The sequence below is a fragment of the Spirosoma fluminis genome (assembly GCF_054778895.1).
On the sequence record NZ_BAAGZD010000006.1, the window covers coordinates 47,990 to 68,851 of the forward strand.

20 protein-coding genes are annotated in these 20,862 nt (G+C 49.3%); 10 read left to right on the plus strand and 10 right to left on the minus strand.

Features of this window, described 5'->3' with window-relative positions:
* The first annotated feature begins 120 nt into the window (after positions 1-120).
* On the plus strand, positions 121-1,227 hold the full coding sequence (locus tag ACYVBJ_RS10870) for an alpha/beta hydrolase (protein ID WP_460982323.1): 1,107 nt from the start codon (positions 121-123) through the stop codon (positions 1,225-1,227).
* A 74-nt stretch (positions 1,228-1,301) separates the two neighbouring features.
* Here ACYVBJ_RS10870 and ACYVBJ_RS10875 read toward each other — a convergent pair whose 3' ends face one another.
* Positions 1,302-2,432, minus strand: coding sequence for a hypothetical protein (locus ACYVBJ_RS10875; RefSeq protein ID WP_460982324.1), 1,131 nt, complete (start codon positions 2,430-2,432; stop codon positions 1,302-1,304).
* Between the two features lie 177 nt (positions 2,433-2,609).
* Between ACYVBJ_RS10875 and ACYVBJ_RS10880 the strand changes: the two genes are divergently transcribed.
* Both ACYVBJ_RS10880 and ACYVBJ_RS10885 read left to right on the plus strand, forming a co-directional pair.
* A complete protein-coding gene (locus ACYVBJ_RS10880; RefSeq protein ID WP_460982325.1) occupies positions 2,610-2,951 on the plus strand; it encodes a DoxX family protein in 342 nt (113 codons plus the stop codon).
* Positions 2,952-3,467: 516 nt separating this feature from the next.
* The gene (locus tag ACYVBJ_RS10885) at positions 3,468-5,057 is read left to right on the plus strand and encodes an ABC-F family ATP-binding cassette domain-containing protein (protein ID WP_460982326.1); all 1,590 of its coding nucleotides are present in this window, start codon (positions 3,468-3,470) and stop codon (positions 5,055-5,057) included.
* Positions 5,058-5,124: 67 nt separating this feature from the next.
* On the opposite strand, the gene ACYVBJ_RS10890 is transcribed toward ACYVBJ_RS10885, so the two are convergent.
* Positions 5,125-5,517 carry a DUF5991 domain-containing protein gene (locus ACYVBJ_RS10890; RefSeq protein WP_460982327.1) on the minus strand — a complete coding sequence of 131 codons (393 nt, stop codon included), beginning with the start codon at positions 5,515-5,517 and terminating at the stop codon, positions 5,125-5,127.
* Between the two features lie 40 nt (positions 5,518-5,557).
* Positions 5,558-5,818: a hypothetical protein gene (locus tag ACYVBJ_RS10895; RefSeq protein ID WP_460982328.1), complete on the minus strand. Its 261-nt coding sequence runs from the start codon at positions 5,816-5,818 to the stop codon at positions 5,558-5,560.
* A 311-nt stretch (positions 5,819-6,129) separates the two neighbouring features.
* Between ACYVBJ_RS10895 and ACYVBJ_RS10900 the strand changes: the two genes are divergently transcribed.
* A complete protein-coding gene (locus ACYVBJ_RS10900) occupies positions 6,130-6,771 on the plus strand; it encodes an FISUMP domain-containing protein (protein ID WP_460982329.1) in 642 nt (213 codons plus the stop codon).
* Between the two features lie 449 nt (positions 6,772-7,220).
* The gene (locus ACYVBJ_RS10905) at positions 7,221-9,785 is read left to right on the plus strand and encodes a family 20 glycosylhydrolase (RefSeq protein ID WP_460982330.1); all 2,565 of its coding nucleotides are present in this window, start codon (positions 7,221-7,223) and stop codon (positions 9,783-9,785) included.
* Between the two features lie 228 nt (positions 9,786-10,013).
* Here the strand turns inward: ACYVBJ_RS10905 and ACYVBJ_RS10910 are convergent, their stop codons facing one another.
* Together ACYVBJ_RS10910 and ACYVBJ_RS10915 are read right to left on the minus strand one after the other, a co-directional pair.
* Positions 10,014-10,940 (minus strand): SGNH/GDSL hydrolase family protein, encoded by a 927-nt coding sequence (locus ACYVBJ_RS10910; protein WP_460982331.1) that lies wholly within the window; start codon positions 10,938-10,940, stop codon positions 10,014-10,016.
* 29 nt (positions 10,941-10,969) lie between these two features.
* Entirely contained in the window at positions 10,970-11,797 is an 828-nt protein-coding gene (locus tag ACYVBJ_RS10915) for an alpha/beta hydrolase (protein ID WP_460982455.1), read from the minus strand.
* 342 nt (positions 11,798-12,139) lie between these two features.
* Between ACYVBJ_RS10915 and ACYVBJ_RS10920 the strand changes: the two genes are divergently transcribed.
* Together ACYVBJ_RS10920 and ACYVBJ_RS10925 are read left to right on the plus strand one after the other, a co-directional pair.
* Complete coding sequence (locus tag ACYVBJ_RS10920; protein ID WP_460982332.1) at positions 12,140-12,295, plus strand: hypothetical protein; 156 nt, start codon at positions 12,140-12,142, stop codon at positions 12,293-12,295.
* A 44-nt stretch (positions 12,296-12,339) separates the two neighbouring features.
* Positions 12,340-12,546, plus strand: coding sequence for a hypothetical protein (locus ACYVBJ_RS10925; protein ID WP_460982333.1), 207 nt, complete (start codon positions 12,340-12,342; stop codon positions 12,544-12,546).
* 385 nt (positions 12,547-12,931) lie between these two features.
* Here the strand turns inward: ACYVBJ_RS10925 and ACYVBJ_RS10930 are convergent, their stop codons facing one another.
* The 4 genes from ACYVBJ_RS10930 to ACYVBJ_RS10945 all read right to left on the minus strand — a co-directional run bounded on the left by ACYVBJ_RS10930 (position 12,932) and on the right by ACYVBJ_RS10945 (position 15,449).
* The gene (locus ACYVBJ_RS10930; RefSeq protein WP_460982334.1) at positions 12,932-13,144 is read right to left on the minus strand and encodes a hypothetical protein; all 213 of its coding nucleotides are present in this window, start codon (positions 13,142-13,144) and stop codon (positions 12,932-12,934) included.
* 272 nt (positions 13,145-13,416) lie between these two features.
* A complete protein-coding gene (locus ACYVBJ_RS10935) occupies positions 13,417-13,737 on the minus strand; it encodes a hypothetical protein (protein ID WP_460982335.1) in 321 nt (106 codons plus the stop codon).
* 64 nt (positions 13,738-13,801) lie between these two features.
* Positions 13,802-13,996 (minus strand): hypothetical protein, encoded by a 195-nt coding sequence (locus ACYVBJ_RS10940; RefSeq protein ID WP_460982336.1) that lies wholly within the window; start codon positions 13,994-13,996, stop codon positions 13,802-13,804.
* Positions 13,997-14,747: 751 nt separating this feature from the next.
* A complete protein-coding gene (locus ACYVBJ_RS10945) occupies positions 14,748-15,449 on the minus strand; it encodes a hypothetical protein (protein ID WP_460982337.1) in 702 nt (233 codons plus the stop codon).
* A 364-nt stretch (positions 15,450-15,813) separates the two neighbouring features.
* On the opposite strand from ACYVBJ_RS10945, the gene ACYVBJ_RS10950 reads away from it, so the two are divergent.
* Both ACYVBJ_RS10950 and ACYVBJ_RS10955 read left to right on the plus strand, forming a co-directional pair.
* Positions 15,814-16,785, plus strand: coding sequence for an aldo/keto reductase (locus ACYVBJ_RS10950; RefSeq protein ID WP_460982338.1), 972 nt, complete (start codon positions 15,814-15,816; stop codon positions 16,783-16,785).
* The gene (locus tag ACYVBJ_RS10955) at positions 16,786-17,613 is read left to right on the plus strand and encodes a helix-turn-helix domain-containing protein (protein ID WP_460982339.1); all 828 of its coding nucleotides are present in this window, start codon (positions 16,786-16,788) and stop codon (positions 17,611-17,613) included. It begins immediately after the preceding gene.
* Positions 17,614-17,781: 168 nt separating this feature from the next.
* On the opposite strand, the gene ACYVBJ_RS10960 is transcribed toward ACYVBJ_RS10955, so the two are convergent.
* Complete coding sequence (locus ACYVBJ_RS10960; protein ID WP_460982340.1) at positions 17,782-19,629, minus strand: outer membrane protein assembly factor BamB family protein; 1,848 nt, start codon at positions 19,627-19,629, stop codon at positions 17,782-17,784.
* Positions 19,630-20,054: 425 nt separating this feature from the next.
* On the opposite strand from ACYVBJ_RS10960, the gene ACYVBJ_RS10965 reads away from it, so the two are divergent.
* Complete coding sequence (locus ACYVBJ_RS10965; RefSeq protein WP_460982341.1) at positions 20,055-20,861, plus strand: DUF2490 domain-containing protein; 807 nt, start codon at positions 20,055-20,057, stop codon at positions 20,859-20,861.
* The last annotated feature ends 1 nt before the right edge of the window (position 20,862 follow it).

Consider the following 20,862-nt stretch of genomic DNA (forward strand, 5'->3'; position numbering starts at 1 on the left):
GCTGACGCTCAGCCCCGTAACGACGGACCACGCGTCAGTAACACTGCGTGTCAGCGAATACTTAAACAACACAACCTCACCTCAGATAGTAAAAAAGGGTGTTTGCTTGCTTCTGTTCTCATGAATCGAAGCTGTACATACTCGCAACTACGACTGGTTAGTCGTTTCGTTTATTCACTCTTATTGGTGGGCGCTTGTCATTTGCTAAGCTACGGGCAGGAGGGTGGCACGAAGGCCGGAAAGGTAGAACGGATCAAAGTACATGGGAAAGGGCTGGAGGGCAATCTGGCGGGTGACTCTCCTGACCGGGACGTATCCATCTATCTGCCGCCGAGTTACGGGACTGATAAGAACCGTCGTTATCCGGTCATTTACTTCCTGCACGGTTTCACGGACAGCGATGATAAATGGTACGGCTTCACCAAACACTGGATCAACCTGCCCGCCGTGGCCGACAAAGCACTGGCCGAGGGAAAATCGAAAGAGTTTATCATCGTGACGCCCAATGCTTACAACCGGTTTTTTGGGAGTATGTACTCGAACTCGGTGACGATTGGCAACTGGGAAGATTACGTAGCCAGTGAACTAGTCGCCTATATTGACAAAAACTACCGCACCATTCCGCAAGCCGCCAGCCGTGGACTGGCGGGGCACTCAATGGGTGGCTATGGCACAATCCGCATCGGGCAGAAGCACCCCGAGATCTTTTCGAGTCTGTATCTGCTGAGCCCCTGTTGTATGATACCGGCTTCGAACGGGACGGGTAACGCCGATATGGCTGCCAGGATGGAAGGCATCAAAACGCAGGCCGACTTAGAGAAAGCCGATTTCTTTACGAAAGCCATGTTTGCGTCGGCGGCTTCCTGGTCACCAAACCCAAATAACGGGCCCTTTTACGTCGACCTGCCCACAAAGGACGGCCAACCCCAGCAAATGGTGATCGCGAAATGGACGGCCAACGCCCCGCTGGCAACTCTTGATCAATACATCGGCAATATTAAACAACTGCATGCCTTAGCCTTCGACGCGGGTAATAAGGATGTTAGCATTGCCGCCAACAACAAAGTACTGGATAGTGTGCTGAACGAGTACAAAATTCCGCATACCTACGAAGAATACGAGGGCGATCACATCAACCGCATTGGTGAACGTATCGAACAGAAAATGCTTCCGTTCTTTACAAGTAATTTATCGTTTGAGCCGGTGAAGGTGGCAAAGAAGCGATGATTAAATGTTGCTTATCTATACCGGGTTTGACATTTTTTTTTAAAGCTTCCTCATTAGTAAGGGAAGCTTTTGTTTTACGTAACCTCAACAGGTAAAACAATTTCTCCAATTGATTTTTTTGTTACTTCCTCAATTTTATCAATATTCGCTTGGATATGGCTAAGGTCGATACGGTTAAAATTTAGATCATTCTCTGTATAAGGATGTTTGACTAGCCAATGTTTAGCGACCTGTAAATTAGTTGGCATTACCTTGGTAATGAACACCCCCGAAACGTTGCTATATGAAGGAGTTGAGTCTTTGGCAAAAAGGCCATCATAGCTTGTTTGAAACTTTTGACATCTATCGTTTCTGTATTCAAACGGCTGACTCCTTTTACTTCCGAATAAAGCATCGTATACATCCTCCGTATAAGTTTGCTTAATACTCAAAGAATTTATACAAATAATGTAAGGCTTATCGAGCGTCCCATAGCGGTAGGCTTTTGCTTTGATAGCATCTCTAATCGCTTGATCACTACCACCAACATAACTTCCTCCTAGAGAGGAGATAATGGGGCGAGTCAAATCGAAATCTACTTCCCCTAATGATATTGATACTCTTATATCTTCGTCATTATAAGTTATATATTTTTCAGGCCAATAAGTATTTGTATTTTTATTCGAAGCATAAGATTTAGCATGTTCGTCTATGATTTTTTGGAAGTGATCTCTTATTTTTCTTAATCTAGCTTGCCTGGAAGAAAGGAAAATTATTTCTATAACCTTTATTCCATAACGTTTTGAATCTATTGAGTTTAGAGCATCTTGAATAACATCTTGTCTGCTTTCCAATAATTTTTCTTCCTTTGATTTATCATGTGATACTCTGGCTTCTAAATAGATTTCTAATGATCCTTTCTTAGCTAGAAAGTCAGGATTTTTAGTTGAATTTGAAATAGTAGGGTGTACTAATAAGGTAAAGCCTTGTCGAAAGAACAATTCATGCACAAATAATTCGAAGAAAGCTGAGTCAAACTGTGATTTGAAATCGCCTTTTAATTGTCTTTTGCCTGACTCTGGAAATCTATTATACCATTCGTTTAACTTTTCTCTAATGATTGCAAATTTCTCAATAGCCGAGTTATCGTAAAAATCGTAGGTGTCATGCTGATAGTTTGCATAGTTGAAATTTGTCCTTTCTTTATCTTCAAACAACTTTTCCATGTTCATTATACCGCTGATTATTTGAGAGGTTTTATTTTTGTTTACAGAATATATTTCAATACTTATTTGAGGATATCTGAATAAGATCTGGGCTAGCCTTGGTTATTAGTTGATTATCATCAGCTCGACTGCTTTAAATTACAAGAAAACTGCTTTTCAATCAACAGCTGAACAGTTATGGCATTTTTTACGGGTTTGGTATCTATCGCGGCCTTGCTGTATGGCATTGGCTGGGTTGCACAATCCGATTATTTCTTGTTCATTCGGAACGATATACTGTTGGCAACTACGGCTATGTTTGTCCCGATTGGACTAAGCCATTTACGTAAACCCGAACAAATGATGTACATGGTGCCAAAGTTCCTGCCTAGTGCGCATGTGATGGTGTTGCTATCGGGCATGGTCGAAATTATGTTAGGAATTGGTCTATTGTTTGCCGAAAGGCGTACGCTAGCCGCCTGGGGCCTTATCCCGTTGCTGATCGCCTTTTTCGGCCAACATCAACGTTGCTATTCATAACCTACCGCCACCGGGCGGCTTACCGGATAAGCCGTGGTATATCTGGTCGCGGTTGCTGTTTCAGCCGGTGTATATGCTCTGGATTGTGTACGCCGTCTGGATATGTAGTGGCTAACTACTGTTGTGCCAATTGATAAGCTATGTTGTTACGTAACAGTGTCCTGCTTGCATCCTAAAGCCGTTACGCTTTATCTTTGTGCCAACAACGACTGATTTTTCTTTACAATGTGAAAGTTAAGTAAGCAGGATGGTCGAAAACCATCGCCCGTTCCGACCTCATAGAACGGTTTGGCAATCTTTCTTGTCAACGTATCACGTACAACGCATACGCGTATCGTGACTGCACTTAACATTATGTAAGCCACTTCATTTCTCCAGCGAGCACAGCTAGCTTGCTCCATACACCAGATCGCCACGTCTGTCAGGGCTACCCACTGCGGGCCGCGCCTTGCGGGTTTGTTGCTATCTGCGTCTCTCTTCTTCCCATTCGTTCATCCGCTTATCCATTAGTACAATATGAGTATTGTCGCTAAATCACTCGCCTATATCCATCCCGATCGAGAGGTGTTGTTTCATCATATCGGCCTGACCATACCAACGGCTACAAAAGCCGCTTTGGTGGGCAACAACGGCTCCGGGAAATCAACTGTACTGCAACTGGTAGCCGGACGGCTGCAACCCGCCGAGGGCGAAATTAGCCTATCGGGTACCGTGTATTACGTCCCCCAGCACCTGGGCCAATACGATGCCAATACCGTAGCGCAGGCATTGGGCGTCCAGGAGAAGCTGAATGCATTGCACGCCATTCTCGGTGGAGACGCGTCTTCTCAGTATTTCGTAGATCTGGACGATGACTGGGACATTGAGGAACGGGTACAAAGCGCATTTGCTTACTGGCATCTAAAGCACATTGATCTCGCCCAGCGCATGGACTCGTTGAGTGGGGGCGAGAAAACGAAGGTATTTCTGGCTGGTATAGCCATTCACGAGCCGGCTATTGTCCTGCTGGATGAACCGTCTAACCATCTGGATTCGGCAAGTCGTGATTTACTTTACGCGTTCATTACACAACGTAAGGAAACCATGCTGGTGGTCAGTCACGACCGCGCCTTGCTCAACCAGCTGGACATGACATTGGAACTGAGCAAAAGTGGCATTGAGGTCTACGGCGGAAACTATGATTTCTACCAGGCGCAGAAAGAAGGTAAACTGGCGGCCTTGCACGATCAATTGGACGAGCAGGCGAAAACCCTCAAACAGGCCCGGCAAAAAGCCAGGGACGTAGCTGAACAGCGACAGAAACAGGAGATACGGGGCAAGGCGCATGGTCAGAAGCAAGGGCTGCCGCGCATTGTTGCCGGTGGACTTCAGCGCAAAGCCGAGCAGAGTACCGCTAAACTGAAGGACGTGCAAACCGATAAAATTAATGATATAACCGATCATCTTCAGCAGATCCGGTCGCAGATTCAGGAACATCTTGTACTAGCGCTTGACTTCAGGAAGTCAGATTTGCACAAGGGCAAGGTGCTGGTGAAGGCCAAAGCAATCAACTTCGCGTACAGCGAACATAATCTCTGGCCCTATCCTCTAACCTTCCAGATTCGCTCGGGCGACCGAATCCGAATCACCGGGAACAATGGCTCCGGTAAGACGACACTGTTAAAGTTGATGACGGGATCCTTGCAACCGTCGGAGGGAACGCTTTTTCGGGCCGATTTTCAGCCGGTGTATATCGATCAGGAGTATTCGCACATAAATAACCAGCGTTCTCTTATTGAACAGGTCGAAGCGTTCAATTCGCGCTTGTTACCCGAGCACGAACTGAAAACGCTGTTGGTGCAGCACCAGTTTCCCCGCGAAAGCTGGGATCGGTCCTGTGCGGGGCTTAGCGGTGGCGAGAAAATGAAGCTCCTGCTTTGCTGTCTGGCTGTCAGCACGGCCGCCCCCGACGTACTCATCCTCGACGAGCCCACCAACAACCTGGATGTGCTGAGTCAGGAGATACTTACCAAAGCGATAAAAGATTTCAACGGTACGGTCCTCGTCATTTCGCACGACCAATACTTCGTTGACGAAATCGGCGTCGATTCAACGATTCGATTGTAAATTGGAAAATTACGTGTTGCGTGGTGTTGCTGACGCGTCAGCAACACCACGATCAAGCACACAACAGCTACTTCGCCTTATGCACAGGAATGCCTCCGCTAAATATCTGTTTCCACTGCCAAACGACTTTGCCCTTGTCGCGCTTTAAGCTGAAAAGCGGTTTGTTAATATCCACTCGGTCTTTGGCGTGGAAAGCACCGTCGGTGGCGGAGCGGTAATACACGTCTAAGGTTGTCGGTGTGCCGGTGGCTACACACTCCAGGGTATAGAATGTCTGGATACCTTCGGCATGGACTTCACATACATTCATACCCCTGTACTTGTCTTTTACCCGAATGGTATATGTTACGCCTTCCTTGTGCTCACCTGTCCATTTACCCATCCACCCGTCGGTTTGCTGAAAGCCAACAAACACCATGGCCATTAGCAGTAAGCCTATAACAGAAACTAACTTAGTCATATCGAAAACGTGTTTATAGATCGCGTTGTGGAATACGCGGTCAGGACCGCAAAAAGACATACACCATAAAACCGACCAGAATGGATTCTATGATCCAAACCGACAGCGTATTGTTGTGGGTCATACGGCGGACTACCCAATGAAGGCCGAGCGCACCAGCCATGATGGGAATACCAAACAGAAATTGCAGGATGTTATTGTCTTGCTTGGGGTTAACGAACCCGTATCCGATCATGATAACGCCCATGATGGCCACACCGATCAAGGGCGTGAGCAGATTGAAGAACTTTGAAATATCCATCTGTACGAGAAGTAGTTGAGTAGAAGGATATGCATAAGGCTCTGTTCACTAGCGGTCTAAGAGTTAAACGGGTGTCTATTTTCAACAGCAAACAATGACTATATGTTTTGAGCAGATACCTTCCCGGCTGGTTATGAACGTGCTCTGTTGACAACTCAAACGGCTTTTTTACCAGTTGGGTAAGCTTGTCTTTCGATAGGATAGCATTACTGATTTGGTTTGTGGTGTCTTCTGTCGAGAAGGCGTAGCCGCGCTGCCTTGAGATACCACGCGAGGAGAGCGGTCAAGGGATTCCACTTAACACGACGCGTATGCTTACGAAACAAACCGCATCATTTTTGACTGTTCTTTTTTCACTGGTACTGATGGGAGCCGTTACGTCCTGTAAGAAGGATGAGCAGAACCAGCCGGAGCCAATGCCACAAATCAGTATGGTCCTTATCAACGGTAAAGAGTATGCTACCGTTACAGTCGGCAATCAGATTTGGACGGCAACCAATTACGAGGGTGCGGGTGGTGTAGCCTACAGAGCTACGAACGAGAAACCCGAATATGGACGCTATTATACCTACGAAGAAGTAAAAGCGATTACGCTGCCCAGCGGGTGGCGGTTACCAACCGTACAGGATTACAAACGGCTTGCCGAAAGCCAGGGACTGGTCTTTTCGGACGATCGGGCTACGGGTCAGGTGGCCAGCAGGAAACTGGTGTCGAAAACCAACTGGCGGACAGTACCAGGTACGAACGCATCGGGTTTCAATGCGTATCCGGCGGGTTACATGTTCAGAGGGGCCGATCCGCTCGATGGCGACATCAGCGAGTTCTGGACGGCAGATGGCCATACCTTCAGTATTCTGGAAAGCGCCAACGGTAAAGCCCACAACATTATGTTTTACAAGAACAGCGACGATCCGGAGTACCGCTTCAACGTACGGTTTATTAGAACGAACTAGTTTAACATTGACACCTCAAGTGCCAGTCTGCCAACAGTCATAACCGGGAAATGGTATGATGAGACAAGAAAGCTGTGCGTGCAGTACGTATACCTGGAGGGTTTCGCTCCAACGCTTTTCCACGCAATACGTCTTCTAATCAAGTTCATTGGCTACGACGAGAACAAACGCAAAAAGACATGTTCAGCAGGTCGGGAAAAAGGTATGAAAATAAGTGAAAAATAAGCGCCGACTTGATTCAGGACACACAATAAAACGTAGTATCGCCCGTTTATAAAATAATTGATTTGGCGAAAGCCTCATGGTTGTCAACCGTGAGGCTTTTTTTGTGGCAAGTTTGATCGCCTGCCTGATTTCAACTTAGTTTGTTGCGCAATGACCGTTAGTTGAAACGTGCTGATTGTACTCCGGTTGCGTTATATCTAGTGTTCTTCTCCCTTTTCACCATTATGAAAACCTGTTACCTTGCCGCCTTCGCGTTTTGCCTGTCCTTCTTTGTTAGCTGCTCCCAGACTTCGAAGAACGAAACCACAACGTCTGAGTCGTCGGTCGCTGAGGCCGAGTCGAAACCGCTGAAAATAGCGCTGGAGCTAACCGATAATAATTATCAGGATCAGGGTCGTTCGCGCTCGGTGCTAACCCTGACCAATACGAGCGATGAAGACCTGCCCGCTACGGGCTGGAAGCTCTTTTTCAACGGGGGTAATCCGGCCAGCTTGGATTCAACGGTAGCCCGTGTAACCCATTTCAATGGTGATCTCCATTACATCAGCCCCGGCCCTAAGTTTGTGGCTTTGTCGCCCGGCAAATCGACAACGATTGAGATATTAGGTGGGCGGCTTCGGAACAAAACCGATTTTCCGGCTGGCTTTTATCTGGTGCTGGATAAAGACCCGAAGCAGGCGTTTCCGATAGCGGTGACCATCGGGTCCGGCAAAATCTTTGAGAAGTCGGATCGGAGCCTGGCCGAACGAACCTACGACGAAAACGCAGCCATAAAGTCTATTCCGGATACCCAGTTGCCGCCCGTATTTCCAACCCCTGTTACGTATCAGGCGCAGGGCGCTCCCTTTGTTCTGGATGATCGGGTCGTTATTGTAGCGGAGCAGGTATTTACCCCAGAAGCTCAATTCCTGGCCCGGAACTTGTCGACCGCACTCGGTAAGGAGCCGGCTGTTCAGGCCCAGGGCTCCGGAAAAATGATTACCCTACGTAAAAATGCGGCAATCGCGGCAGAGGGCTATGAGCTTACTGTGAGCCAGACTGGAATAAACGTATCAGCCTCTACCCGCGCGGGTATGTTTTACGGGCTTCAGTCGCTGTATACAATGCTTCCGGCAACGGCTCTCTCCGGCAAATCGGGACCGATCAGCTTGCCCGGCGTTGCGGTGAAAGATGCACCCCGGTTCGCCTATCGGGCACTTATGGTCGATGTAGCCCGTAATTTCCAGCCGAAATCAGAAGTTCTCAAGGTGCTGGACGTAATGGCGTTATATAAGCTGAATACGTTTCATTTTCACTTTAGTGACGACGAAGGCTGGCGGGTCGAGATGCCTTCCTTGCCTGAACTAACTACTGTAGGGTCAAAGCGAGCGCACACCGTTGATGAGCAGGAAAGCATAGTGCCGTCCTATGGATCGGGGCCTGCTACGGATAATCGCGCGGGTACCGGTTTCTTCAGCAAGGCCGATTTCGTCGACATTCTGAAGTATGCCCTTGCCCGGCATATTGAGGTAATTCCGGAGATTGAGTCGCCGGGACACGCCCGGGCGGCTATCAAAGCGATGGATGTCCGCTATAACCGACTGCTGAAAGCAGGAAACAAAGCCGACGCCGAACGCTATCTGCTGCGTGATCTGAACGATAAATCGGTTTACCGGTCGGTACAAGGCTGGAGCGACAACGTAATTGACGTATCGCTGCCGTCGGCCTACACCTTCATGGAGCGGGTGGTCGATGATCTGCGGGACATGTATAAGGAAGCCGGGGCACCGCTGAAAACGATTCATTTTGGGGGCGACGAAGTCCCGGAAGGCGTCTGGGCGAAGTCGCCGTCTGTGCAGAAGCTAATTGCCGGGAATTCTGCGGTCAAGAACACCGATGATCTGTGGTATTATTATTTTGGTAAGATCGACCAGTTGCTCAAATCCCGTGGATTGTTTTTGTCGGGCTGGGAAGAGATTGGTCTGAAGAAAGTCACTCAGAATGGCAAGGTCGTCTGGGTGCCTAACGAAGCGTTTGCGTCAAAGAATTTCCGGGTCAATGTCTGGAAAAACAGTCCGGGATCGGGTGCCGAAGACTTGGCTTATCGTATGGCTAATGCGGGCTATAAAGTGATTCTGACGGGCGTTACGCATCTGTATTTAGATCTGGCTTATACTCAGTCCTCGCAGGAGCCCGGTCAGTACTGGGGTGGCTACGTGGATATTGACAAGCCGTTTTACTTCATTCCCTACGATTACCTGCGGAACCTGAAAGATGATGCTACTGGAAAACGGATTAGTCCGTCGATGATTAAAAGCCGGGAAGCCATAACGGAAAAAGGCAAGGCAAATCTGGTGGGTATTGAAGCACCCCTCTGGGCGGAAACGAACCGAACACCGGAGCAGTTTGAGTACAAGTTGTTGCCAAAACTGTTAGCCGTTGCGGAACGGGCGTGGGCGAACGACCCTGCCTGGGCAACCGAGAAAAACGACACAAAGAGCGAGCAACTCTATAACCAAGCGTGGTCAACGTTTATCAATACTGTTGGCAAGCGCGAGTTGCCCCGCTTGGCTGTTTATGCGGGCGGATTCCTGTACCGTGTACCCGCGCCGGGCGTAAAAGTTATGGGCGGAAACGTAGCGGCCAATGTGCAGTTCCCCGGCATGACCATTCGGTACACGACTGATGGAACGGAGCCAACGGTGAAAAGCGCGGTTTATAGCAAACCCATTGCTGCGAATGGTACTCTTAAATTTAAAGCATTTACTGCCTCAGGCCGATCTGGTCAAACGGTGATAATCAGTGAGTAAGCAGATACGTAGCTTCTTGTCCCATCCGCTCTTTTCAAAAAAAGCGGATGGGACTTTTTATTTGCTGCTGCGGTATATTTTCAATGCTGACAGCTTCGTATTTATTGCCAGAAAAGCCGACACAGCAGTCCGCTGTAGCTGGGCGGTTCGTCAGCAATATCCTGTCTATCAATTCGGTAAGGTAGGCGCGGTTTACGGCCTCTCCACAAACTGAACACACAGACACTGCTACTTTTTTAAGACGGTACGTATCTGTTGGTCAATCGTATTGTACGTACGTCGCGCTTCGGTCATTGGTACGCCAGTAGCCATTTCGGGACGTTTATGCCCGGTAGCGGTAAGCCAGGCGTTTTTCATTACGTTCTGCCGCTGGTTAACCAGGCTCAGAATTTCGGCGCCCTGTGGTTTGTCGGCTAATGCTTCCTGAATCGACTCGGCAGTGTCGACCTTTTCGCCCAGATACAACAAAACCGGCTTGGCCATCAACCAATGACCCAGGTCACCCGGATGGACCCCGTCTTTTGCAAGTTTAAATGCTGGGTCGGTTTTGCGTTTATCGTCCAGGTAGCGGGTCATGGGGAAATGAATATCCGCCACTTCCCAGTTAAGCGAGTCTCGCTGAGCTAATAACCATTGGGCATAGGCATCCAACGTCCGGTTGTAGCCCTGGGTGCCCAGCTTCGGGTCGTCGTGCACGGGTTGCGTCAGGAAAACGATCTGCTTCGCGTTGGTTTTCTCCAGTTCGGCGTGCAGCCATTTCATTCCATTCTGGTAGGCGTTGAAGCGTTCATCATCCAGCGGCATATAAATGCCATCGTTCATGCCGTAGCAGGCAAACACTACGTCCGGATTGGTCTGCGCTAGTACCCGGTTGAGTCGTTCGTGCAGATCGGGTCGGGGAAATCGACCATCGGCGTGATTGGGTTCGCTCAACCCCGAAACCGTCTCGCTGGGCAGACCAACATTGATGAATTCGTACCGCTGCTTTGGATGGTGAGTAATCAGATAAGCCTCAATGTCGGACACATACGTACCGGCATAAGTTATGCTGTTGCCCAGAAACAGGACCCGTTTGGTCCGTTTGGGGAACGGGTTGGCCTGCACCCCGACCATAGCACAAAGCAGTACCAAAACAACGAGGGTTGTCTTTTTCATCACGATGGGATGGTTGTTGGTCGACGTGGTTAGCCCTGTTTCGGCTTATCGAAAAACTGCCGCATAAAGAGTAGCTGGTACGTAATGGCACTGTTCCAGTACGCCCAGTTGTGGCCACCCGGACGGGTAATGTAATCGTGGGCAATGTTACGTTCCAGCAGCTTGTCGTGGAGGTTGTTGTTAACCCGAAAGAAAAAATCCTCAGTGCCGCAGTCAATCAGCAACGACAACGCTCCCGGCGTGAGCAGGTGAAGCAGGTTGATCACCGTGTTCTGCTCCCAACGGTCAGGGTTTTGCGCGTAAGTGCCCAGGCGTTTAGCGATATCCCAGTTGTTGGGAAATGGCCGGATATCGACTCCACCGCTCATGCTGCCCGCTGCGCCAAACACGTCCTGATGCCGGAAGGCGAGGTACAATGCTCCATGCCCCCCCATGCTCAAGCCCGTAATGGCGCGCCCCTGCCGATTTTTGATGGTCTTGTAATGGCTATCCACCCACGACACCAGCTCATTGGCTACGTATGTCTCGTAACGGAACGAGGGATCGGCGGGGCTGTCGTAATACCAGCTGCCGAAGTTTCCGTCCGGGCAAACCACAATGACGTTGTTGGCATCAACGGTCTTGTTGAGGGCGGGGGCTTTCCTGACCCAGTCGGCATAGTTGCCGCTGTAACCGTGCAACAGGTAAACCACCGGAAACTCGCTGCCAGTGGTATAGGAGTCGGGCGTAACGACCACCGCTTTGATGGTCTTTTTCATCGACGCGCTGTACGTATCGACGGTATCCACTTTGGCCGCCTGAGCGCGGCCGATTACAAACAATATGCTAAAAAAAAGTAAGGCGCGTTTAAGCATCATTTCATCACAGGTTTGCTCGTCGGTAAAGTAAACGGATGGCTCTGTGTTTTTAAAACGACTGGCCCACAAAATTAAGACTATAGAGAAGCCGTTGGCGGGATTGGCTTCTTCATCGCCCACCGGATAGACTCAGGAGTGTTGAAAGCGCTTCCCCCAGAATTAACCCCTGCTTCTGATGAGTTTTGTCCCGGTTCGGTTGAATAGATTTCCGGCTGTGTCACAGGCTCAGACTGGTTCGATCGGCCTGTTTAACCGAAGGCTATGGGCTACCCATTTGAACAGCGTTTAAAATTAATTAAAGCGTTTTGGTTCTGAATGGGTTTTATACTAAAGACAAACTATATGGCTAACCAGGATAAGAAAAACAAAAATACCAAGAAAGCGGCTACTAAGCCCGCCAAGACTGCCGGTCAGCCTGTTCTGCCCAAATACGCCCGCAATGACTCGATGATGACTCCTCCGGATCTGTCCCCTCAGGCAAAGAAAAGCCGGAAGTAAAGAGCGGCTTGTCCATGTAAAAGCTAATTGATTAACCTATCTGTATGCCTACTAACACTCTGGTTATTGTCACGGGTTATCGGTCGATTTCCCCCAAGCCTACTCGAAAGGCTTACCTGAACCATACCGAGGAGGTGGCCCAAGAACGATTTTTACTCGACCACCCTGGCATTCGGGATATCAGAGTAGTGAGTGTTCTTTTTGAAGATGAATTAACGATCCGGGATAACGGGGACATCTCGGCCTATTAAGAGTTGTGGCCCGGGCATTTCCCTATTGATAGAGAGTCCTCAGGCGTCTGATCGGGCCGTAACTCTTTTCAGGATACCTTTCCATGATTAAGTAAGTGGTATGACTTGTTTGTTGGAAAGCCAACTCTTCGACAAAAATCCCGATTGGTGCGACTCGTCCGTTGGGAAAATTACAGGAGGTGTAGCTTTAGGCATTAGGTAGTTAATCAGAATTACTACTAACAAAGTACCAAGCACATAGCCTATCATTTTAAGTCACTTCTTCATACAAAACGAGCTGGTCAAGTATGCACTAAAAGAGCGAAGCATAAACCTCAGCAACTGTCTGACGCTAGGGTACACACTTTATGAATTCTTTTGCTGAGCCAGTGGATACCTTGGACCTTTAATCAGCTAGGCCCGTAATTACGTGAACACCTTTTTCGATGACCACGTTAAGGTTCTTGCCAAGCCACTGCCGCAGGTCAATACCGGCGGTTTCATTTACTGTCGGTATTATTCCCTTGCCCAACACAGGACCCTGTAAAATGCGGACCGGCACACGGCAGATGAAGCCCCCCGGAGTCTGGGTGAAGAGGTACTCAAAGATAATTGTCATCGTCGGTAGGGCTTATAAGGTGGCTTGGTATTGACGAAGCTGATTGTTTCGCTTATTTCCTTCTAACTTTTATTGAGTGGTGCTGGCGGCTGCATTCGAACCCGACTCACGTCAAACCTGAATTTGTCAATGACCATTGGTTTATTATGAACCAACCCATGAAAGTGGGCTTCAGCCTGCCAATTTAGGCCTGTGCTAACGGTCCGTTTTCATCGCAGCTTCACTAGGCAGCTGAACGTTCATTCCAACAGCTGCATCCTCTAGATGTGGCCTTATAACGATGGTCCGTACATAGGATTAGCGACTTCTGTAGGGCTGGTATCGGGGTCATGGTTATGCTCTTCGCTGATCACGTAGACCTCAATAAGCTGTGTATGGCCCGGCAATACCCGTGGTTGCTGTTTATGCATCGGATGATTAACAATCATATATGTTTTAGCGATGCTCCCGGCTCGGTCTTCAATAAGTAGTATCGTTTTTCCCTTTGTAAAACCAACCAGTGAACTCGTTTTCGTATCCGCTGACAGGTACTGGAAAGTCGTACATTCCGCCGTATCGTAAGCGTAAAATCGTATGGTATATATCTCGATCATGATCTTGTAATGATGATTGGACAGGCGTTATGCACCACCTTTGATAAGCTAGCAAGAACTACTTTCAAGAGGAGCCTTTCCGGCGCTTCCTGGGTAGCGAAGCCTGAATGATCGCCCAGGCGGCTAGCTTAAGCTGCTGGTGCAGGGCCTTGTCACGAGGTATGAAGGTTGTACTGCGCAAGGAGTCAGCCGTTGGCTTAACTTCCCAATACAAGAAATCTGAGGTATCCGGAATAGATGTATAAGGTGGATTAAGCATGGCAAAGAATGGTTTAACGAGTAATTTGATGACTACACAGCCTGCCTAATCATTGAGCGGGCGGGCCGGATATTCTCCTTGTTTCAAAGGGTGATGACAAACCATTCCCTTCAATAGGGGATGGGGCGTTCAGCTTGACTGGACTGCTCATGTTTAGGTATGTCAGTAGCGCTGTCTACTCTGGGACATACCATCTTCATGTTACTGCTTTTAAAAGGTGCCGATCGGTTATTAGCTAAACACTCACCAGCGTGAAACGCTTTATTTATTTTCTGCCTACAGCCGTTGGCCGGATAATAAAACAAGGCACTCAAGGTGTAAGCCATACGAGGTAACCGTCGAAGACCGACTTTTCCAGCATGCCCACACCCTGATTGACGGCCATACAGCGCGTGGCCGATGCTTGGCTTCCAAGGGGAAACCGGACTGCTGGAGCGACAGTAAATGACCACTAGATTTTCAGACATAGTCAGAGTAGGTTACCGATGTTCTCTCACCGCTCCAGCGGCCTGGCTCAAAGGTGCTCTTACTATCAGCTATGTCTTTTTTCTTGTACTCGCATTAAGCCATGTTCATGCAATTTAGATTCTTTAGTCGGCGGCTTTGTTTGGTAAGCGGAGTAAGGGAAGAAAAGGTAGCCAGCGCGCCAAGGCAGATGAATATCAAAGAGCGAAAAGCACCTGGTGCAATCTCTCATTTGCATATTGAGGCAATACCGTGCAGTTGACTTTGTTAAATTGGCTGGGCCAGACTAGCTGTTCGGCTCGGCGAAGTAAACTTCAATGATGCGGGGAGTTATCGACACGACCCGAATACCGCCGTAGCGGTTTTGTTTGGTCAGTTTGAAGAGGTAGATGTCTCCTTTCTGGTAGTTTTCGATATCCGTAGCGGTATCGACAGTATCCTCCCAGTAGATTTCAAAAAGATTGGGCCGTCCTTTCACCCATGTTTCGATGGTTGCGGCTGAAAATTTGCTTTTGTTGAACCGGACCGGTTCCAGCTTATCCGTGTTACCCACTACGTGAGAGAGTTCCTCCCACATGTTATAGACCGATGCTAGTTTATTAGCATGGTATAGATTAAACGTAGTCTTGTAGGTGTTTGCCGCTGCCGTATTGTTCAGAAAATTAAAGCTGTAGGGCGTCCCGGTAGCAATTGAAAACATCGTTGGAATTAGTTTAGGACTGGTGCCTGCCGGATAGGTTGGCCACGTAATCCGCCAGGCTCGGCAGCGGGTGTCGGCAAACCACTCATTAGCTGGAATATAAGTCTGCTCAATAATGGTCGGGGCGGGTAAAGATGGTCCGTTGATGATCGTGCCTCCCAGCACTGACTGTCTGGCATTGGCCGCGCTCGGATTAGTTGTCGTCGTGGGTTCCTGACGCATGATCGACTCGGGTTCGCAGCTGCAAAAGGTAATCAGAAGAAGAGAAAATGCGGTTAACTGTTTCATTGGTTTTATGTCTGTACTGATTAAAAAATTGTTTTGTTTGATGCCACAAAGGTGGCGGATGGAGCAGGGGTGAATCCATACAAACAAGTTTGTATTTCTAATAGAGGGCCGTCTTTGCACAGGCCAATTGATTAGCAGCAGGAGGAATGCAGATTGCCTTTGAATTTTCTTCTGCTACTGGGTATGGGTAAGTCCCTGTCAATCCGGTTCCGGCTGTATGTTGGGGTAGTTCTCTATTTTTATCCTGATGGGCTTGCTCCACAAAATCACTGCTTCCTGAACTCGGCGGGAAATGAGCCGTACGGGCAAAATAGTTGAGCCGTAGAAGAAACGGCTTCCTGTTTTGCCGGCTGATCTTTGTGTCATGAAAAACAGCACAAAAATTCAGTTGGGCCAAAACGGCCCACTCGTTTCGAAACTTGGTTTAGGCTGTATGCGCATGTCTTCGATCTGGGGCGGTTCTACACCCGACGAAACAGAAAGCATTGCTACAATCCACGAAGCTCTGGATCGGGGTATCAATTTTTTGAACACCGGAGACTTTTACGGAGCTGGCCATAATGAACTGCTGATCGGTAGAGCCATTAAAGGCAGGCGCGACGATGCCTTCATCAGCGTAAAGTTCGGCGCCATCTTTCACAATGGTCAGCCGATAGGAATGGATCTGCGCCCGATCGCCATCAAGAATTTTATTAACTACTCGCTGACGCGTCTGGGTATCGACACCATTGATCTCTACCAACCTTGCCGGATGGACAATAGCGTGCCGGTGGAAGATATCATCGGAACGGTCGCTGACCTGATTCAAGAGGGTAAAGTGCGTTACGTTGGCGTATCGGAAATTACGGCTGACCAGCTTCGCCAGGCCAACGACATTCACCCCATAAGCGCGTTAGAAATTGGCTATTCCCTGGCCGACCGTCAGATAGAAAGCGAACTGCTGCCAACAGCGAAGGAATTAGGCATTGCCATAGTGGCCTTCGCCAATACGGCCGAAGGTTTACTGACCGGTGAACTGAAAGCCCCACTCCCCCAGAACGATTACCGAAACCACTTTTTTCGTTTTCAGGGCGACAACTTACTGCATAACCTGGAAAAAGTCGACGTATTAAAGCAACTGGCCAGCCGCAAAGGCTGTACACCAACCCAGATGGCGATCGCCTGGGTGAAGGAGCAAGGCGATCAGATTATGCCGTTAGTTAGCATGAGTCGTCGGGCGCGTTTGCCAGAAAACTTAGCCGCGATGGATATTGTCTTTACAGAAGATGAAATGAATACGTTGAATGCTACGTTTGCAATTGGTGCTATACGTGGCGGCACTTACTTACAACGTTAAATGACCAGTCCAGCCGAAATTCTTCCGGGCGTGATTTTCTATTCCTACCTCTCCGCTGAGCGGAAGGAGAAAGTCTGTTTCTGGAACCACCACACCTTAATATTGCAGGCTTCGGGACAGTTCACCCTGGAAACCGCCGAACAGAAAATTTCGATGGCCGGGGGTGGAATGCTGCTGATTGGTAAAAACCAGCTGGGTACGCTCACGAAAACACCGCTGCCCGGCGGAAATTATGAAACCATCGTGATATCCCTGCAGGAAGACCTGCTGCGTAAGATCGTCTTGGAAGAGAAGCTCGAAGCAGACCAGAAATACATCGGGTCGCCCAATAGGCTGATTCCTTCCAACGAATTCCTGCAGGGATATTTTCAATCTATAGTTCCCTACGCCCGCAGCTCAGGAGCGACGATGACAGACGAAATGGGAATCCTGAAAGTGAAAGAAGGCGTTAAATTGTTACTGCTTGCCCTGCCGGAACTTCGCAACTTCTTATTCGACTTTTCGGAACCGCACAAGATCGACCTAGAAAGGTTTATGCTTATGAACTTTCACTTCAACGTTCCTATTGAGAAATTCGCGCAACTGACCGGCCGCAGCCTGGCAGGTTTCAAACGCGATTTTAGGAAAACATTCGGTGCTCCGCCCCGTCATTGGCTGCAGGACAAGCGGCTGACGCAAGCAAAGCACCTTATCGAAACCAAGCACCAAAAACCTTCGGCCATTTACCTCGACCTGGGGTTCGAAAGCCTGTCGCACTTCTCCTATTCATTCAAGAAAAAGTTTGGCGTGGCACCTACTGCCCTGGCGTACGCTCATTCGGCAAAGTGATCTGTCTGTTCTATGAAACAGCCTCTAAAGCGACGAGAGCTGATCGAACTGCGTAACTGCCAGATTGAGTCGAATTAGGTCGCAACTTTTATTCACTCCAGCGACCCCGTCACCAACCAACGTCTCAGCTTGGGACGGGATTGAGTAGGTAGACTTTGCAGAAGCTGATTATTTCTCGACCTCAAAGGCGAGCAAGACGTTGCCGGGTAGTTCGCCAAAGCTGCCGTAGCCCGAATTGACGAATAACATTCCGTCGGCTACTACGGGCGACGGTCCATCAATCGATCCGCCTTTTCCTGGGATGCCATTAACGGGTTTATATTCTTTCACCGTATCGTAATCCCAAAGGATAGTACCATCCGTTGTTGAATAGGCCCGGATATGGCCATCCAGCGCACCGGCAAACACAATGCCCGGAATAACGGTTGGGGCCGCTGAATTGGCTTCAATGCAGCTTTTCTTGTCGCCACACGAAGGTGCCGCCGATTTCCAGACAACTTTACCCGTTCCGACCTCTAGAGCAAACATACCCGGCGAAGGCTGCACGAGCGAATCAAGCCTGGGGTTAATACCGAATTTATTGTCGGCATTCGCAGCATAGACCAGCTTGCCGTCAGTGGCCATACCCCAGTGAATACCACCCAGCGCTCCCCCTTTACCAATTCGGGTTTGCCAGATAACATTTCCATGCTCAGGTGACAAGCCATAGACAATACCCGACTTCTGGCCTACCACCAGCAGATCATTGCCCGACGGCTGTTTGACCAGGATTGGAGCCATACCAAAATCGAAGTCCGGGCCTACCTTTTCGGGACAGTTGGGGCTATAGGGACAGGCCAGATTCCACGTATCGCCCTGAGTGGCCTGAAAGGACCAGACCAGCTTACCCGTTTTGAGGTCAAGCGCCTGAATAGCGTCGCTGGTGGTTGTGGCCGGTGCGGTGTAGTTCTCGCCTGTTCCGTAATATAGCAGTCCGCGTTTGGCATCGACCGTTGGGCTGCTCCACACAATAGCGCCCGATGGCCCATAGAATGGCTGCCCGGTTTTCTTTTTACCCGTGACCTTCGCTTCTTCCTGGATAACCCGGTGCCGCCATTCGATTTTACCGGAATGAGCATCCAGCGCGACGATTTCGCCCGACGACGAGCAGCAGGGATAGGAGGGGTCTAACACCGATGCAACTTCAATGGAGGTCAGTGGTACGTAAACCATATTGTTGTGCACCGCTACGGAACCCGTAACGCCGGACTGCGGGTGTTGCCCGGCTTTGCTTTCCCAGCGTAGTTTGCCCGTTCTGATGTCGAGGGCGTAGACGTTCGTGTTATTGTCGGCGAAGAACGCTTGCAGGATGTTCCCCTGCCTGACCACCGAAATTGCCCCGCGAATGGCCGCTTTCGCGCTAAACTGCCAGCCTATTTTGCCGGTGGTTTTATTCAGGCAGTACACATCGCCAAACTGGCTGCCCACAATCAGCCAGTCACCCACGATAGCCGGTTTGCTACGTACCTGATTGGCTTCGGGAAAAGCAAAGACCCACTTAAGTTTTAGCTTACCTACCGTACCTGCCGAAATGCCGGCCTGCTGCACTGTGCGATAGCCGGTTCCTTCCAGATTACCGCCCCAGCCGGAATGACGAACGAGGTCGCTTTTTCCGGCTGGCAGGCTAAATGAGCTATAGGCTTCTTTGGGCAATGTTGTTTCGGTTAGCTGCTTACCCGTCAGCCACCGGACGACGGCTTTCCGCTCCTCATCGGTCATGTCTTTGGCCTGTACCCGCATTTTGCCCGTTTCTAACGCGGATAAAATGGCTCGGGGAGGCATCTGGGCCAGCACCAGGTAGGCGGGCGCTCCGACACCTGCATCCGCTTTGTGGCAATTGTTGCAGGTCGACATATACAGTTTCTGTCCGTCTACTCGTTGGGCCAGGCTCAGCGGAGACGCCAGCAGCGACAACCAGGCGGCTACGTAGACGCGCTTTAACCATACATACGGGGAGGATGAACTGGGCAATGTCATTAGTTATATGTAGTTAAGTTAAGGAATAGGGTATTCAGCCGAGCAGCCGTGTCAGCCTGCATCGGTTGAATAAAGGTAGACTGCCCAGGGTAGAGGCCTCAAGACTTTATGACGAACAATGGATTGGCCGGAGTGAAATAAGGAATATCAAGGACAAGCGGAGGAATGAGCGGATTTAGCAGACTTGCTTTAAACTCGTTGCCTTAAGCTGATAGATAACACGTTAACCTGCCATCAGGCCACTGAGTTAACGGATTACGCAGGCTCGGGAACCTCTGGCAAGCGTATTCGTAAGGCGTTTTCTATGTTAAGTAAATATTACCAGACCTGACCCCTGCATTATGGATTTGTTAAGATTGGTCAAGCTAAAATTATCTTTCCATGACCTCTTTTAGCTTTGTACAACTAAAACAAAAAGGTTGCTGGTGTTTCCTGATCTCTCTGTCCCCAAAAAGCTTTTCTTCTGCCTGCTTATCAAGTTTTGCGTTGTAAATCCTGTACTTGCGCAGACATCCCTGACTTCTCCAACGCCCGAAGGATCGTGGCTGATCGGAACCGTAGTCTTACCGGGTGGATCAGACAGATGGGGTGGCTTTGCCGAAGTACAGGCACGGAGTAACTCGCTGTTTCGTGAGTATTTTTACAGAGAGCTAAAGGGTGGCATAAGCTACGACGTGGGTCGCAACTTCACCTTTACGCTGGCGGGTGGTCATTACGCTACGTATGATTACCAGGATTTACCGGCCGGACCGTTGAACACGGAGCGACGGCTATGGCAGCAACTGGTCATCAATCAGTATCTGTCCCGAATTAAATTCGAACACCGCTACCGCATTGAGCAGCGGTGGTTTACCTACCGCGATGGCTCGCATCCGTACCGGAACCGTATCCGTTACCGCCTGAACACGTTTCTGCCGATCAACAACCGGACCATTACCGAGAAGACCTTCTTCCTGTCGGCCTACGACGAACTGTTTCTCAATCCGAAAGGCCCTACGTTCGAGCGAAACCGGCTGTACGCTGGCGTTGGTTATCAACTCGACAAAAACTGGATATTGCAGGCTGGCTGGGTGAACCAGACCAACTACAATCCCGCTACATTCGAACGAGGGGTGTTTACTCCACAGTCGGCATCTGGTAAAAACAACGTAGTGCTGCAATTGACGTATCGAATTGGCCATCGGAACAACGCAGCTGCACCCGCCGAAAAATTACCGTCGCAGCCCGACTAAG